Origin of the sequence: Kaistella pullorum (assembly GCF_014837035.1) — a bacterium.
GTDB classification, from domain to species: Bacteria; Bacteroidota; Bacteroidia; order Flavobacteriales; family Weeksellaceae; genus Kaistella; species Kaistella rhinocerotis.
On record NZ_JACSPS010000001.1, the window covers coordinates 269,036 to 285,597 of the forward strand.

Annotated in this window: 14 protein-coding genes; 2 read left to right on the top strand and 12 right to left on the bottom strand. The window is 43.9% G+C overall.

The window, feature by feature from the left end:
* Positions 1 to 20 precede the first annotated feature (20 nt).
* The 8 genes from H9628_RS01285 to H9628_RS01320 form a co-directional block, all read right to left on the bottom strand.
* A complete protein-coding gene (locus tag H9628_RS01285) occupies positions 21 to 1,949 on the bottom strand; it encodes a DUF3857 domain-containing protein (RefSeq protein ID WP_251832304.1) in 1,929 nt (642 codons plus the stop codon).
* Complete coding sequence (locus H9628_RS01290; protein ID WP_251832305.1) at positions 1,949 to 3,835, bottom strand: DUF3857 domain-containing protein; 1,887 nt, start codon at positions 3,833 to 3,835, stop codon at positions 1,949 to 1,951. The genes H9628_RS01285 and H9628_RS01290 overlap by 1 nt, the downstream gene beginning before the upstream one ends.
* A gap of 13 nt (positions 3,836 to 3,848) precedes the next feature.
* Entirely contained in the window at positions 3,849 to 4,358 is a 510-nt protein-coding gene (locus H9628_RS01295; RefSeq protein WP_251832306.1) for a ferritin, read from the bottom strand.
* Positions 4,359 to 4,926: 568 nt separating this feature from the next.
* A complete protein-coding gene (groL, locus tag H9628_RS01300) occupies positions 4,927 to 6,549 on the bottom strand; it encodes a chaperonin GroEL (RefSeq protein WP_251832307.1) in 1,623 nt (540 codons plus the stop codon).
* A 170-nt stretch (positions 6,550 to 6,719) separates the two neighbouring features.
* Positions 6,720 to 6,977 carry a four helix bundle protein gene (locus tag H9628_RS01305; protein WP_317172607.1) on the bottom strand — a complete coding sequence of 86 codons (258 nt, stop codon included), beginning with the start codon at positions 6,975 to 6,977 and terminating at the stop codon, positions 6,720 to 6,722.
* Between the two features lie 12 nt (positions 6,978 to 6,989).
* Positions 6,990 to 7,268, bottom strand: coding sequence for a co-chaperone GroES (locus H9628_RS01310; RefSeq protein ID WP_251832308.1), 279 nt, complete (start codon positions 7,266 to 7,268; stop codon positions 6,990 to 6,992).
* 166 nt (positions 7,269 to 7,434) lie between these two features.
* A complete protein-coding gene (locus H9628_RS01315; protein WP_251832309.1) occupies positions 7,435 to 9,807 on the bottom strand; it encodes a M1 family metallopeptidase in 2,373 nt (790 codons plus the stop codon).
* 68 nt (positions 9,808 to 9,875) lie between these two features.
* Positions 9,876 to 10,454 (bottom strand): HupE/UreJ family protein, encoded by a 579-nt coding sequence (locus H9628_RS01320; RefSeq protein WP_251832310.1) that lies wholly within the window; start codon positions 10,452 to 10,454, stop codon positions 9,876 to 9,878.
* A gap of 124 nt (positions 10,455 to 10,578) precedes the next feature.
* On the opposite strand from H9628_RS01320, the gene H9628_RS01325 reads away from it, so the two are divergent.
* Positions 10,579 to 11,097 (top strand): DUF6702 family protein, encoded by a 519-nt coding sequence (locus tag H9628_RS01325; protein WP_251832311.1) that lies wholly within the window; start codon positions 10,579 to 10,581, stop codon positions 11,095 to 11,097.
* On the opposite strand, the gene H9628_RS01330 is transcribed toward H9628_RS01325, so the two are convergent.
* The 4 genes from H9628_RS01330 to H9628_RS01345 all read right to left on the bottom strand — a co-directional run bounded on the left by H9628_RS01330 (position 11,094) and on the right by H9628_RS01345 (position 14,732).
* Complete coding sequence (locus tag H9628_RS01330) at positions 11,094 to 11,672, bottom strand: acyl carrier protein phosphodiesterase (RefSeq protein ID WP_251832312.1); 579 nt, start codon at positions 11,670 to 11,672, stop codon at positions 11,094 to 11,096. The genes H9628_RS01325 and H9628_RS01330 overlap by 4 nt on opposite strands.
* Before the next feature lie 3 nt (positions 11,673 to 11,675).
* On the bottom strand, positions 11,676 to 13,022 hold the full coding sequence (radA, locus tag H9628_RS01335; RefSeq protein WP_251832313.1) for a DNA repair protein RadA: 1,347 nt from the start codon (positions 13,020 to 13,022) through the stop codon (positions 11,676 to 11,678).
* Between the two features lie 171 nt (positions 13,023 to 13,193).
* The gene (locus H9628_RS01340; RefSeq protein WP_251832314.1) at positions 13,194 to 14,006 is read right to left on the bottom strand and encodes a phosphatase PAP2 family protein; all 813 of its coding nucleotides are present in this window, start codon (positions 14,004 to 14,006) and stop codon (positions 13,194 to 13,196) included.
* 198 nt (positions 14,007 to 14,204) lie between these two features.
* A complete protein-coding gene (locus tag H9628_RS01345; RefSeq protein ID WP_251832315.1) occupies positions 14,205 to 14,732 on the bottom strand; it encodes a YceI family protein in 528 nt (175 codons plus the stop codon).
* A gap of 186 nt (positions 14,733 to 14,918) precedes the next feature.
* On the opposite strand from H9628_RS01345, the gene H9628_RS01350 reads away from it, so the two are divergent.
* Complete coding sequence (locus H9628_RS01350; RefSeq protein WP_251832316.1) at positions 14,919 to 16,535, top strand: CTP synthase; 1,617 nt, start codon at positions 14,919 to 14,921, stop codon at positions 16,533 to 16,535.
* Positions 16,536 to 16,562: the final 27 nt, after the last annotated feature.

The window sequence follows — 16,562 nt, forward strand, 5'->3', positions numbered from 1 at the left end:
CAGGATTTTCATTTGGTATATTACTGCTTCCGCACGGCGGTTACGACCTGCGCTTCCTGCTTGGTTATATTGTCGAAAATTTGGGTGAAAGCCGGATAATATTCACGCGGAAACATCGCATCATCGATTTGCGTGATGGTTTCTACGGTGAGTTTATTACCCTCTTGCGTTACAAGATAAGTGTACTGCAAGGCATTGTCTTCTGTGCGGAATTTCTTCGATTTCGGCACATTTTCAAACACATAATTTTCGGGCAGAGTGATCGTCACTTTCTTAATTCTGTCATTGGCAGAATAGAACTCCAGCGGCGCCTTTCTCGGGGTGGTCTGCTTGAAATCATGGTTTTGGGTGTACAAAAAGAGGAGCGGATTGAAAACTATTTTACCGCCGATCACGTCCACAAAAGTATCCGATGAAAAGTCGAAGCTGCTTTCAAATTCATTATTCGGCTGCAGGCCGTGTTTCATGTTCGAAAGGGAGAACTTGTAGTTTTCTTTATATGATTTTGCGTACTTGTCTGCATCACCGGTGAAGCGCTCATTAGCCACCATTGCATAAAGTTTGGTATCGCGATCCTTGAAAGTACCGTCAAAAGTGCCGTCTTCATTCAGTTTGGCGTCAACCGTAAGCAATGTTTTACTTACTTCCGGATAGACGATATTTATCTGTTTCACCTCTTTTTTACCCATCACCAGTCCGTGATAATTGAGGGCTTTCGGCGCAATCATATTGATCTCGCTGTGTTTGTGAGCACCATCCAAGAGATAAATTTTTCCGTTATCTACGAAGGATGAGATTACATAATTTAATTGGGCGATCGTAGGGCTGTAAGCCAGCAACATCCCTCTTGAAACGGTGGATAATGCTACCGGATCTGCAGCAATATCGACGCTTCTCAGCAGCAGTGTCAACAGGATATTGATTTCGGCGGAGTTGCCCACTTTGGTCGAAAGAAGGTTTCTGATGCCTTTGTCAACCACTACATCATCTTCCTTGTTGTACGTAAAATTGTTTTGAACATATTTAAGCACAGTAGCCGCTCTCTCCTGAACCGGCAGGTTTTTTACTTCCGCCGGCAGCAGGTTCTTCACCAGATTTATACGGTCGAGCTGCACACCAAAGTCTTCACTGTCATAAAGTCTCTTACGGATATCTTCCCAGGAATTTGCGTAATTCTTATAGACGTGATTGATGTAAGTGGAATTGAGTTCGGCCTTGATACCGGTTTTGTAGTTGTCATTATTCATCACGTACATCTCTTCCTTATACGCCGGCACATTCTCATAAGCGAAACGGTAGGTCTGGTACTCCATTCCGTAAATATTCCTTGCATCTACTGCGCGGTGATCGGGATTCAGTGAGCCTTTGTAATTGATGGTGTAGCCTAAAGGTTTTGGTGCATCCAGCACATATTCTACATACCGCACCGGAATCTCTTCCTCAATCAGGATATGTGGCGTCGAGCCCAAAAACGGAGTTCTGATACTGTAGCTGTACTCTACTACTGAGCCGTTTTTCACATTCGCAAAGGCAAATTTTGTGATGCGGTAGTTCTTGTCTTCGCGGGATTTGTATTTCTCGTCGTTTGAAACTTTGGTTGCCACAATCTTGCCGTTCTCAATATTGTAGGTATTCGCTTTAAGATTACTGATCTCTTCGCGCGAACCTTTACCATCATCATAAGTCCCGATTTCGTGGTCAAGGTAAGCTGCCGCGTTATCTTTGTTATAAATCTTCACCCGGCTCGTTACATTTTTGCTCATCGTGCCGTCATAATCAATACGGAAATGTACTGAACGGTAAAGCACCTCCGCCGGTACGTCACCGAATTTTTCAGATTTATCAGAAATCACGTCTTTTTCAGACAGTTTCGGAACATCAAGAAATGTATGCTGCGCCTGGCTGATTGCAAATGAACAGACGCAGATAAAGAATAGAATTTTTTTCATCAGATTTTGGAAATTAAAACTTTAATGTTGTCGCTGGAGGCGGTTTTTTTACGGAAAGAAACGTAGTCTTTGTATTTTTCTTTTGGATAGAGACCTTTATTGATGGTGAGTACGCGGTGCACTTTTAGTTTTTTGTCATTGAGCTGAAAAGTGATATGATAATTTCCGAACTCCGTGGTGGTAATTACTGATGCGGGTACTTCCTTGAAAGCGTAACCTTCCGGTGCAGCATATTCAATCTCATAATCGTCCTGAAAAGGAAAAGAAATCTCGAACGGATGCTGTCTTTCTTCATTTGCAGTGAAAGTTACGGTAGGATAAAAAGGCATCACAGGAAAAAAGAGATCGGTGCCGAGCTTTTTCGCGAAGCTGTTTGCCTGTAGATTCAGTGCGTAGGAAATTGTAGCCTCGTCACGGTTGTTCTGCAAGTCATTCACCGCGATCTGCTCAATTTTCAGCTGCTGATAGCGGTTTTTCATCGCTTCTTTTACCTCATCGCTTTTAAGGTTGAAAAGCCGTAGATTCATATCATACTGCCCGCCCGAAAACTTAAAATCAGCAACGGACGTCATTCCACCCTCTGCGTTTACCGCTACCTGGGCAGTCAGTTTTTCCTTGCTCTGCCTGGGTGTGTAAACAGGCGTATTCACGATTTGGATACCGTTTTCGTTTACAGCAAGTACATTCCGGTGATGCGAGGTGAAACTGAGATGATTGAAAGCATGCCGCTGCGAGGTATTTTCGAGCCACAGGTTGCCCTCCTCGGTTGGCACCATCAAAACTGCATGATTGCCCGAAAGCCTCGGAAAGTCTTTATCAAACGTTTGCTCTGAGTCACCATCATAAATCACAGAGAAATAAGAAGGAATTCCGGCTGCAGACAGTAGCGTGCGCATATAATTGGTCAACGCTTTACAGTCCCCGTAGCCTTTTTTGCTTACTTCCGCTGCAGGCATTGGTTGCCAACCACCGATTCCCATAGCAATGAGTACATAGCGTGTTTTGTTCTGCATGTATTGGTAAACCGTTTTTACCTTCTCAGCAGTGCTGCCCGAGAGGTTTAGCGCTTTTACTTCGGCTGCAATTTCCGGCGTCACTGCAGATACCGGTGTGAGAAGCTGGCTGTAATACCATTTCCCGAAGGAATCCCAGTCGGTCATGTCGCCCTGTCTTCCTTCGAGGGTAAATTTCTCGGGAGAGAATTCTACCTGTGGCACCAGATAATCGAGGTCCGGGGAAAATGGTTCTTCGGTAAGTGCCTGGACATTTTCGAAAGAGTATTTCCACATATTTCCCTCCTCCGACTGATTTAAGACTGCCATCGGCTTTTCTGAAACCTTCTTGCGGATTTTTATACCTGAATTATTCTGAATGGTCATCACCGCTCTTTCCACCGCGATATCAAAAGCGTTCAGCGGTTTGAAGCCGCTCAGATAAACGGTGTTCGACGTATTCGTTTCAAAGGAAGTCTTTACCGTGTAGGGATACTTGGTGAGAAGCGGCCTCAAGACCAGCACCCGGTCATCTACGTACAGCGCAGCACTTGGGTTGTTGGTATAGTCGGAAAAGTCTTTCTTCGAATAGGTTTTCATCAGTTTCCCCTCACCGTCAAAAAGTTCCACTTTTATCCCGCTTACTTTCGTATTGGGGTTGTACGGAATGAAAACGTTTGAAAAACTGTCACCAGAGCTGTTCAATACTGTTACGGCACGCACCGAGGTGATCTGCATGTCATTTACAGATTTCAATACATAATGTTCGTTACTCTCGCGGATTACGGCGTGGGCGCCTTTCAGCAATTCTTTTGGGATAAGCGCCGTATCGTAAGACTGTGCGCTGAATGCCACTGCATAAAACAGCAACAAAAAATTTGAAATTTTTCTCATCAGATGAAGCAGATTAGTTGCCTTCGGTAGGCTTGAAAACCCGCTGCCCAAGCTCCTGATCGAAAAGATAAAGCGCAGACGGATTGTCACTCACCATTTTTATCTTCGCCACAAGCTGTGAGGCGTTCGCTTCTTCTTCTACCTGCTCATTCACAAACCACTGCAGGAAAGAAACGGTGGCAAAATCGCCTTCATCATTGGCGTTCTTCAGGATATTGAAGATACTTTTTGTTACCACTTTTTCGTGTTCCAGGGCTTTCTCGAAAATCTCTTTAGCGCTGAAGAAGCCGTGCGGCGGCTGCGGAATTTCACCAATCACGATCTCTGCACCCACATCCACAAGATAATCGAACATCTTGTCAGCATGCATCAGTTCTTCTTTGCTCTGCACGCGGAAATAGTTGGCAATGCCGTCCAGATCCTGTGCATAGAACCAAGCCGACATAGAGAGATAATATTGCGCAGCGTATTGTTCCTTAGCAATTTGGTGGTTGATCAGGTCAGCGATCTTAGTACTTATCATAATAATTCTGTTTGTGCCAAATATAAATAAATTCGGGCGATAAAAGAAAAGGGAAACCGCTGCTGAGGGTTGATTTGCGCGACGGTACATTTAAAGTTTAAGACGTAGCGTTTGCCGGCCGTGGTTTGAGCGGATTTTATTTTGTTTAAATGTGACAACAATCATTTTCGGATCTCTGCCCGCGCATCATATTTACAGGTAAAAACCCACCTCATCGGTGGGCTTTTTTTATGAATGATTGAGGTGTTGAACTGCGATGAAATATTAATTTAACCCGTCATTGGGCTTCATTACCTAAATTTTAGAGTTCAGGACCCCGAATTTCGCCCTTCGCAACCCCAGATTAGGTGTCCTTCAGCTTATAAAAGCTCTACCGCAACGGAGGTATAAAATGGAGGTCTGTACCAGTTAATTACCTTACCGCTGGGGTTTGGGACCGGAAGAAGGTTCCCGGCTCCTAAAAAAAAATCCGTCCAGAAAAAATTCTGAACGGATGTTTTTTTTGCTTTAGGCTGTATGCTGTACGCATACAAGCATATCGCTTAAAGCTTATGGCTTACGGCACTGCTTACATCATCCCCGGCATGCCGCCGCCCATAGGCATTGCGGGCTCGTCTTTCTTCACTTCGGTGATTACACACTCGGTTGTAAGAAGCATTCCGGATACTGATGCTGCATTTTCGAGTGCTACACGTACCACTTTAGTTGGGTCAATGATTCCTGCTTCGAACATGTTGACATACTCGTCAGTTTTCGCGTTGAAACCGAAATCTGCAGATCCTTCCGCCACTTTCGCCACGATTACAGAACCTTCACCACCAGCATTCGCTACGATTTGTCTTAGTGGCTCCTCGATCGCTCTTTTCACGATTTTGATACCTGTAGTTTCATCCTGGTTAGCACCTTCGATGTTCAGTGCAGAGATTGATCTAACCAATGCTACACCACCACCGGGAACGATACCTTCTTCCACAGCCGCGCGGGTTGCGTGAAGTGCATCGTCTACACGGTCTTTCTTTTCTTTCATTTCTACCTCAGACGCAGCACCTACGTAAAGTACAGCTACTCCACCTGCTAATTTAGCAAGTCTTTCCTGAAGTTTTTCACGGTCGTAATCGGAAGTGGTAGATTCCATCTGCGCTTTGATCTGGCTTACACGGCCTTTGATCTGTGCATCATCGCCTGCACCGTTTACGATGGTTGTATTGTCTTTGTCGATCACTACTTTTTCCGCGGTTCCCAGCATATCCAAAGTAGCATTTTCCATTGTGAAACCTCTTTCTTCAGAGATTACCTGGCCACCTGTAAGGATCGCGATATCTTCCAGCATCGCTTTTCTTCTGTCACCAAATCCTGGCGCTTTTACTGCAGCAATCTTAAGTGAACCTCTCAGTTTGTTTACTACTAATGTTGCCAATGCTTCACCATCCACTTCTTCTGAAATAATCAACAGAGATTTTCCTGCCTGTGCAACCGGCTCAAGAACCGGAAGCAATTCTTTCATTGAAGAAATTTTCTTCTCGACCAAAAGGATGTATGGATTTTCAAGTTCAGCAATCATTTTCTCAGGGTTGGTCACGAAATAGGGTGACTGGTAACCTCTGTCGAACTGCATACCTTCTACTACATCTACTGTAGTATCAGTACCTTTTGCTTCTTCAACGGTGATCACGCCTTCTTTACCTACTTTGCCGAAAGCTTCAGCGATAAGGGTCCCGATATTGTCATCGTTGTTCGCAGAAATAGCTGCGATCTGCTTGATTTTTTCTGAAGAATCTCCTACTTCCTGAGAAAGTGCCTTAAGGTTTTCAACTACAGCAGTTACCGCTTTGTCGATACCTCTTTTCAGATCCATTGGGTTTGCGCCGGCAGCTACGTTTTTCAGACCTTCGCGAACGATTGCCTGTGCAAGAACTGTTGCGGTAGTAGTACCGTCACCCGCGATATCGTTGGTTTTGGAAGCTACTTCCTTCACCATCTGCGCGCCCATGTTTTCTACTCTGTCTTCGAGCTCAATTTCTTTCGCTACTGAAACACCATCTTTTGTTACGTGGGGAGCACCGAAAGATTTTTCGATTACTACGTTTCTACCTTTTGGACCTAAAGTCACTTTCACTGCGTTTGCCAAAGCATCTACACCTCTCTTCAGTGCGTCTCTGGACTCGATATCGAATTTAATTTCTTTTGCCATATTGATTTTGTTTTTGCTTTATGCACTAAGCTTTACGCGATAAGCATCGTCTTAATGCTGATTTAATTTTTCTTTTAAATTGAAAATCTTGCTTTTGATATGATTTACTTTTTCAAGAAGTTGAGTTGATGTGGATGTATCTATTAAACTCAAATCTTTACAAAGAATAATCAATATTCAGTTTCGGAGGTGGAACCTAATGCAATATTTAAGTACTGATTGAATTCCTTGTCAGAATTTCTGCCACAACCTTCACTGATATTGGTTGGAATGGAAACGCAAGCCCTGCGAATCTGCGAAGTAATATTGAACTGTTCCTCTTTCGGAAATCCTTTAGAAACATAATAAATTTCTAAAGTTAATTGATGGCTGAGTTGCCAGATGTCGTATTTCCGAAAATCTCTCTTGGCATATTGCTTAAGGCTTATGGCGTAAAGCCATTATCCAATGATTCCCAGAAGATCTGCTTCTTTCACGATCAGATAATCTTTTCCGTTTAATTTTAATTCAGAACCTGAATATTTTCCATAAAGAACTTTATCACCTACCTGTACAGTTGTAGGCTCATCTTTTTTACCAGGGCCCACAGCTACCACGGTACCTTCCTGTGGTTTTTCCTTGGCAGTGTCTGGGATGATGATTCCGGACGCGGTAGTAGTTTCAGCAGCGGTCGGCTCGATGAGGACGCGGTCTGCTAATGGTTTGAAATTTACTGACATAATATTTTTAGGTTTAAATTATTAATATTCGACTCTGCATTCTCCAAAAGTTTGCCATCATGAAGAATTGAAGTACTATGTAAAATTCTGGCAGAAAAAATATTTAAAGCAGAAATTTTGGCAGAAAAAAAGTCAAACAGATTGCTGAATGACTTTTTTTTGTGTGCTAATTTTTCTTACCGGCCGCCTGCATCGGATTCACGGTTCCGCTCGAGGCGCCTCGTGCTGAACCTTCCATTTTCATTTTAAACACTTCAAACTTCGATGAAGGTTCCGGCATTTCACCCCAGAAGTTGTTCGAAGTGTCGATGTCAGCGGTCTCCCGCATCGGGTCGAGCTGAATTGATTTCAGTTTCTTGTCGAAATAATAGGTTTTTGATACTTTCTGCTCGTCTTTACGCCAGATTTGAGCAGATGCTTTATCATTTAATTTAGTTCCATCCTCAAAAGTAAATTCAAGGATGATCGGCATCACCATTCCACCTTTATTACTGAAGTCGATCTGGTAACCGTACATATTCCGGAACTGGGCTTTTTCCGCATTCGGCAGTTTTTCCACCATATCAATTTTTCGCGTGTACTTCTTTTCCGTGTCTACTTTCTCCTGGCCACGGCTGTAGCGCCAGTAAAAATCCTGCGTTTCTTTGTCTTTATCCGTGTAGAAAACAATGTTTCTGTCTTCGCGGTTCCTGATTTTAGCAATATCTTCAAAATCGTTTACCTGAGGCTCATCCACCGTGTAGGTGATCTCGCGTTTTCTCACATCGGCATCTACATCAGCTGTAGCAACCGTAACTTTGTCTATTGAAATATCTACCGGATCGATCCCGTAGAACCAGCCACGCCAGAACCAATCGAGGTTTTCGGCGCTGGCATCATTCATCGTTCTGAAAAAATCTGCAGGTTCAGGGTGTTTGAAAGCCCATCTTTTCGAGTAAGTTTTAAATGCTTCATCAAAAAGTTCGCGGCCCATGATCGTTTCACGAAGGATATTAAGACCTGTAGCGGGTTTTGCATACGCGTTCGGACCAAAATTGATGATGTTTTCAGAGTTGACCATGATGGGTTCCAGCTGATCTTTCGGCAATTTCATGTAATCAACGATCGTGTGCGCCGGACCTCTTCTTGACGGGAATTTGTTATCCCATCTTTCTTCCGTTAAATATTCCACAAATGTGTTCAGGCCTTCATCCATCCAGGACCATTGGCGCTCATCAGAATTAATGATCATCGGGAAGAAATTGTGTCCCACTTCATGAATAATTACGCCGATCATTCCGTTTTTGATTCCTTCAGAATACGTTCCGTCCTTTTCGGTTCGGCCATAATTAAAGCAAATCATCGGATATTCCATGCCGTTCGCCGCCTCGACAGACTGCGCAACCGGATATGGATATGGAATGGTAAATTCAGAATAAGTCTTGATGGTATGTGCAACCGCTTTGGTTGAAAATTTTCGGTAAAGACTGTAAGCCTCTTTTGGATAAAGGCTCATCGCCATCACTTGGTTGTTATTTTCCGGGATGGTAACTTTCATTCCGTCCCAAATGAATTTTCTTGAAGACGTCCAGGCAAAATCACGAACATTCTCTGCTTCGAAAATCCAGGTTTTTCTTTGCTTTGATTTTGTTTTCTCCGCTTTCTTTGCCTCATCCAAAGTCACTATTTCGATGGGTTCGCTGGCATTTTGCGCCTGCTTCCAACGCGCAAACTGTGCCGGCGTCAGTACATTTTCAAAATTCTTTCCTGTTCCAGTTGCTGCCACGATATGATCTGCCGGAACGTTCATAGAAACTTTATAATCACCAAAAGCTAAAGCAAATTCACCTCTTCCGGTGAACTGATTGTTCTGCCAGCCTTTGAAATCGCTGTACACGCACATACGCGGAAACCATTGTGTGATGGTGTAAAGATCATTGCCGTCTTCGGGGAAATTTTCGTAACCACCGCGGCCGCCCATCGCTATCCTGTTTGGAATGTTGTAATTCCAATCGATCTTAAAGACGAATTTTTCGCCGCTCTTTAAAACTTTAGGCAAATCAATGCGCATCATGGTTTTATTAACCACATATTTAAGTGGCTTCCCGGCAGCGTCGGTCACTTTGGTCAGATTCACACCGAAACCGTTATCTTTTTCGGGTAGACTGGTAAGGGAAAGCTTGTCTGATGTGATCTGCTTCGGAAGCAGCGATTTTTCCTGGTAACCGGCATTTTTCACCGAAGACTGCTCGTTTTCGTCTAGCTGAAGCCAAAGATAATCGAGATTATCGGGCGAGTTGTTATAATAAGTTACGGTTTCTGAGCCACGAAGATTTCTTTTGTCTTCATCCAGATATGCCGTAATATCATAATCCGCACGGTTTTGCCAATACTGCTGTCCCGGTGCACCGGAGGCGGTACGATAGACATTCGGTGTGGGAAGGATGGTTCCCAACTGTTCGAATCTGTTTCCGTGATTGCTTGTAGGATTATTCTGGATATTTTGAGAGAAGCTGAAAAGCGGCATTATGACCGCCAGGGCGATATGTTTGATATTCATAACGGGACAATTATACATCAGTAGTCATCAAATTTACGATAACGTTACCCAAAGGAATCATTTTTTATTTAAAACGGAATTCTTTCTAATGACATTTGCAGCGAAAGTGCAAAAACCGCCGAGGAGACAAACATCACCCAATCTTTTCTGCTGACTTTAAAAAGGTCGACAAGGATAAAAAGAACCGCCAAAATAATTGCGACCACGACGATCTGTCCCAGTTCCAGACCGATATTGAAGCCCAGAAGCGGCCAGAAAATATTCTGCTCTTCAGACATCATCACGCGGGCTGTGTTCGCAAAGCCCATCCCATGGATCAAACCAAAGAAAAGCGCCAGATAATAATTCATCTGCATCAGGTTTTTCGGGCGGTTGCGCATCAGGATGTTATCTGTGGCGGTAATAAATATGGTTACCGGAATTAAAAACTCAACCCAGGTTCCCGGAACGCGTAACAAATCCAACACACTCATCGCCAGCGTTATGGAATGTCCGATGGTAAAAGCTGTAACGAGCCACAGGATTTTTTTCCAGTCTTTAAGCCCGAAAACCGCCACCAGAACAAGGACGAAAAGTTGATGGTCAAGCGCGTCAAGCGAAATAATGTGTTCCCAGCCAAGTTTTAAATAAAATAGAAAATCCTGCATTGTCTGTACGGTATTTTTAGCGGTCACGATAATACAAAATATAATTTAACTTTGCCTGAAACTACAAGTCAAAATGCCTGAAGAGCTCACAATTCTGGGCTTTTTTTAATGATTGAATTCACCAATGAGAAAACTTTTCGCACTTTTCCTTCTGTTTTTTATTTCACTCCATTTCTCGGCGGCAAATTTTCCGGCTGCCGATGTGCATCCTTATCATGTAGGCTCGGTTGAATTTAAATATGATTCAAAAACCCAGACTTTCCAGATCAGCGGAAAGTTTTTTTTGGACGACCTTGAAAATGCATTGAAACAAAAATTCGGCAAGGCTGTTCATTTTAATGACGAAAAATACCGCGCGCAGATAAATTCTTACCTGACCGAATACTGCAGCGAATATTTAAAACTGAAAACCGACAATAAGTTCCTCAAAATAAATTATCTCGGGTACGAAGAAGATTCCGAAGCGGTGAATATTTACCTTGAATCCGAAAAAACAGCCATCCCGAAAAAAGTGGAGACCGCCGTGAGCTTTCTGTATAATCTTTTTGATGACCAGATGAATATCGTACACGTCATCGTCGGTGGGCACCGCCGCAGTGAAAGACTGAATTATCCGGACCGCTATCTTTACCAGAATTTTTAAACTTTAAAACCTGCATGAACTTTAGCGACATGCCGCTGCAGATCCGGAAAAAACGCATCAAAATGACTTTGCAGCTTTTCTTTGTTGCTTAAAAAAACCTCAAACACCGCCAGATTTTCATCAAGATATTTGGCCTTGTGGAGCACGTTTCGGAATGAAAACCCGATGCCTGAATCATCTTTATAATGGTAAAGCCAATTGTCTTTCTCCATCCCATCCAGCATTCTGGAAAATGTGGCGGGAAAAATAGATTCGAAGCGGCGAAGTACGCGGTAAACCTTTTGGGAATGCTCGAAAAGATCTCTTTCAGTCATTGAATTGGCCAGAAAATAATCAAACGATACATCCACAAAAGCACCGGCATATAACCTCACCAGCGGACTGAAAATCTTCTTCGCCTCGTGAATTTCTGTGTGCGCATCGGTGAAAGTGTCGATTGCGCGGTGCAGCGTGATGCCTTCACCCACCTTTTCCGGAAACGAAAACCGCTCGCTGTTCCGGATAAAATCCTGCAGAAACTGCCCTACGATCTGCTCGTTGGTAAAAGTAAGGTATGAATGGGCAAGGAAGTTCATTTTCTAAAAAAGTGCTTCATGAAAATCCTCAATCTTGCTCACTTCAATGATCTTGATGCCGAATTTGTTCTTCGGAATTTTATTTAGGTTCGACACGAAAATCCGTTCGTACCCTAACTTTTCGGCCTCCGAAATGCGTTGTTCCACTTGCGGCACCGGACGTATCTCACCGCTGAGCCCGATTTCACCCGCAAAGCAATAATGTTCCGAGATCGCGACATCTTCATTTGAGGAAAGTACAGACGCAATCACGGCCAAATCGAGCGCGGGATCATCCGTTTTTATACCGCCGGTGATATTCAGGAAGACGTCTTTCGCGCCCAATTGAAATCCGGCGCGTTTTTCCAGTACTGCGAGGAGCATATTCAGCCTCTTCGAGTCGAAACCTGTGCAGCTTCGCTGTGGCGTACCGTAAACAGCCGTACTTACCAGCGCCTGAATTTCGAGCAACATCGGCCTGTTTCCTTCCAGCGTCACCGCCACAGAATTTCCTGAAAGTTCTTCGAATTTTTTTGTTATCAGGATTTGGGAGGGATTTCTGATCTCCTTCAGACCCTGCGATACCATCTCATAAATCCCGATTTCTGCCGTAGAACCAAAACGGTTCTTGCTCGCGCGCAACAGCCGGAAGAGGTGATTTCGGTCGCCATCGAAATTCAGCACCACATCTACCATATGCTCCAAAACCTTCGGTCCTGCGATTTGGCCGTCTTTGGTGATGTGACCCACTAAAAACACCGGTGTGTTGCTGTCTTTAGCATATTTGATGATTTCATTTGAGCATTCCCGGATCTGAGAAACCGTTCCCGGTGAACTTTCGATCAGTTGGCTTTGCAGCGTCTGTATAGAATCGATGATTACGAAATCGGGCTGTAGTTTCTTTGCTTCGTGTAAGATTTTTTCCACGGAAGTTTCGGTAAACAGAAAACAGTTTGGGTTCTGCAGTTCGGTCAGCCGGTCAGCGCGCATCTTAATCTGCGACGCACTTTCCTCACCCGAAACATACAGGATTTTCTTCTTCATTTTCAGCGCGAGCTGCAGCAGCAAAGTAGATTTGCCGATTCCGGGTTCGCCACCAATCAGCGTTACAGATCCAAGCACAATACCGCCACCCAGGACACGGTTCAGTTCTTCACTGGGCGTGAAAATGCGCGGTTCTTCGTGCGTTTCCACTTCAATAATATTGATAATATGTTGTTTGGAACGGCTTGCGACGTCTTTTACCGGAGATTTTTCTACAATTTCCTCCACCAGCGTGTTCCAGTTGCCGCAATTCTTGCACTGCCCGTGCCACTGAGAGTACTGCGTGCCACAACTCTGACAGAAAAATGCTGTTTTTAATTTTGCCATAGCGCTAATTTCCTGAAAAAATTTTAGACTGAAGGTATATTTTAGGAGCAAGAAATTTAGTTTCCGTCTTCAGGTACGGTCGGGCTCTTCGCTATATCCGCGGCTCGGCTGGCGCCTCGCCGCGGGATGCCGCTGCGATCCCGGCTAGAAGTTCAGACATTTTCCCCTCCATTAGCGGTTGTTGGAGGTTCTTATTTTAATTTGTGCCAGGCGAAGATATCCAACCCGGTTCGTTTGATACAGATAACCCAGGACAAAGATGGCCACACCCAGCCAACAGAGATGAATCCAGTAAAAAGCGTAGAATTCCGCCAAAAGAAAAGCCGTAAACACCGTAGCCCAGCCAATTAAGAAATAGCAATTGGCCACATGCAAATTCCGAAAACCCACTTGCCTGTTTTGTGCCGGGAACAGTACAAATATGAAATGCGCGAGAATACTGCCTGTGAAAATATCGATCAAATGATGCTGGAAAGTTGTCAGTGTAGAGAGTGCAACCATCACAAGCCAAATGGCGGCTACGGTGCGCCATTTATTTTTAAGTTCACGCAATACCGTCCAGAATGCGAATGCAAACGCCACGTGCAGTGACGGTGATTGGTTATAGCGGTCATCAAAACCTTCGAGTAACCAAAATAATGCTCCAAAAACGGAATTTTTAACTTCAGGCTTGGCGTAAGAATACTGTAAAGGCAGAAATATAAAGAAGATTCCGGCCAGAAGCGTCATTGCCACAACCCGTTTCAGGAATAGCCTGAGCGCTTCTCTGGAACGGATCTGTAAAAAAACAATGCAAAAAAAGGCACCACTGGAAAGATACGGGATGATTGTCCAAGGGATAAACGGAATATCTTTCTCGAAACTGAAAACAAACGAAGAAACATTGCCCAGACCAGCCGCGTACCACAACGAGAATTTATACACAACCGCGAATACAAGCGAAAAAATCACCAGCGCCCAAACCTGACTGTTCATTTTTTTCATTGCTGTGGCGAATTTTTAAAATAATTAATGCGAAATAACCTGTCACAATTCATACCTCCTGTTCATTTTTTTTAGAATCCTTTACTTATCAAAAATCTTGCCCGCGCAGAACCAAAATACTATGTACATTTTTAAATCTAAGCACTAAAAAAGCCGCTTTAAAATAAAGCGGCTCTCAAGAATATATTAATAAATGTGTCAGTTCGCGGTGATGTTCACCGTTACTTTCAGCGCATCGCCTGTTTTCACTCCCATAAAACCTGGTCTTGCCAAGCCAAAATCTGAAAGATTAAGATTTTCTGTTCCCACGATTTGGTAAGAAGCGCCGTTTTTAGTGACGGTTACAGGGAAACTTACGTTTTTAGTCACACCAGCAATTGTAAGTTTTCCGGTGACATTAGATTTTCCTAGGTTAATGGCAGCAGAAGAAAATGTTATGTTTGAATGTTTGTCAGCTTTCAATGCTTCGTACGCTTTGTTATCCATCATCTTACCTTTTGCGCTTTTGAGGTTTTTTACCGGCATGCTGAATTTCACATTCGTAATGCTGTTTCCGGAAACTGTTCCGCTGAATGTTGATGCAGATGAAGTCATCGTCCAGTCGTGCATGGGCGAAGTACCGTCGACACTTATCTTTGAAGATTTACCGGTGATGTTTTGCGCGCTTACGAAACCGAACAGTACTACAGCTAAAAGAACTAACAGGGATTTAATAGAGTTTCTCATTTTTCTAAAATTTAATATTTTGTGATTTTCTGTAGGTTTGATTACGAATTGCGGAATATGTTAAGTGTTAATAATATGACGTTTATCATGCTTTCATTACGACATCATTGCACGCATAAAAAGTCTTTGGATACTTTAATTTGCCTCGTCATCCAAATTCGCCTAACTTTGCACAAACCTATTGTAATGAGCAAAAAGAACACGAAATACATCTTCGTTACCGGCGGTGTTACTTCATCTTTAGGAAAAGGAATCGTCTCTGCATCGCTGGGACTTTTGCTGAAATCCCGCGGCTTCAACGTTACTATACAGAAGCTTGACCCTTACATCAACATTGATCCCGGCACCCTGAATCCCTACGAACACGGCGAATGCTATGTTACCGAAGACGGCGCTGAAACCGACCTCGATTTAGGTCATTATGAGCGTTTCCTGGATTCTGCAACCTCCCAAAACAATAATGTTACGACAGGAAAAATCTACCAAACCGTCATAGAAAAGGAGCGGAAAGGTGATTTTCTGGGCAAAACCGTGCAGGTGATCCCACACATCACGAATGAGATCAAGCGCAGGATAAAAATTTTAGCCAAACAGAATTACGACATCATCATCACCGAAATCGGTGGAACGGTGGGCGACATCGAGTCTCTTCCGTACATAGAATCTGTACGTCAGCTGAAATGGGAGCTTGGTGAAAACAATTCGATGGTGATTCACCTTACGCTTTTGCCTTATCTGGCGGCAAGCGGTGAACTGAAAACAAAACCTTCGCAGCATTCTGTACGGCAACTTATGGAAAGCGGTATTCAGGCTGATGTTTTGGTTTGCCGTACAGAACATAAAATCCCGAAAGAGCAGCGCGCGAAACTTGCGCAGTTCTGTAATGTCGCGCTTGAAAACGTGATTGAGTGTAAAGACCTCGAAACCATCTATGAAGTTCCGATCTACTTGCAGAAACAGGATTTTGATGATGTGGTATTAAAGGAACTCGACCTTAAAAATGACAAAGAAGCAGATTTAAAAGACTGGAAAAACTTTTTGAAGCGTTACCGAAATCCAAAAAAGTCCGTAGAGATCGGTCTTGTCGGAAAATACGTCTCCCTGCAGGATTCTTATAAATCAATCGCGGAAGCCTTTATTCACGCGGGTGCTGACCTTGAAACCGAAGTGCGGATCCGATGGATCTACAGTGGCGAGCTTACCGAAGAAAATGCGGAAGAAACGTTTGCTGGGCTCGACGGCATGCTGATTGCGCCAGGCTTTGGCGACCGCGGTATCGAAGGAAAGATCACGGCGGCAAAGTATGCGCGTGAAAATAAAATACCGCTACTGGGCATCTGCCTTGGGATGCAGATCATGACGATTGAGTTCGCGAGAAATGTCCTTGGTTACAAAAAAGCTAATTCCGTAGAATTCGACACCGGCACGCCGGAACCTGTGATTTCCCTGATGGAAGAACAGAAGAATGTAGTTCACAAAGGTGGCACGATGCGCCTTGGCGCCTGGAAGTGCGCACTAAAACCAAACACAGCCTTGATGGAAATCTATGGCTCGCGGAATATCTTTGAACGGCACCGTCACCGTTATGAATTCAATTCTGAATATAAGGAAGAATTCGAACGCAACGGCCTTCTGCCTTCAGGTCTTAATCCTGAAACCGGCTTGGTAGAGACGCTCGAACTTAAAGACCATCCGTTTTACATCGGCGTGCAGTACCATCCCGAATACAAAAGCACGGTGGCCACGCCGCATCCGCTTTTTGAGGCGTTGATCAAAGCCGCATCGCAAAACCGACGCCCTTAGTAAAAAACAAAGACATAGATTTAGCCG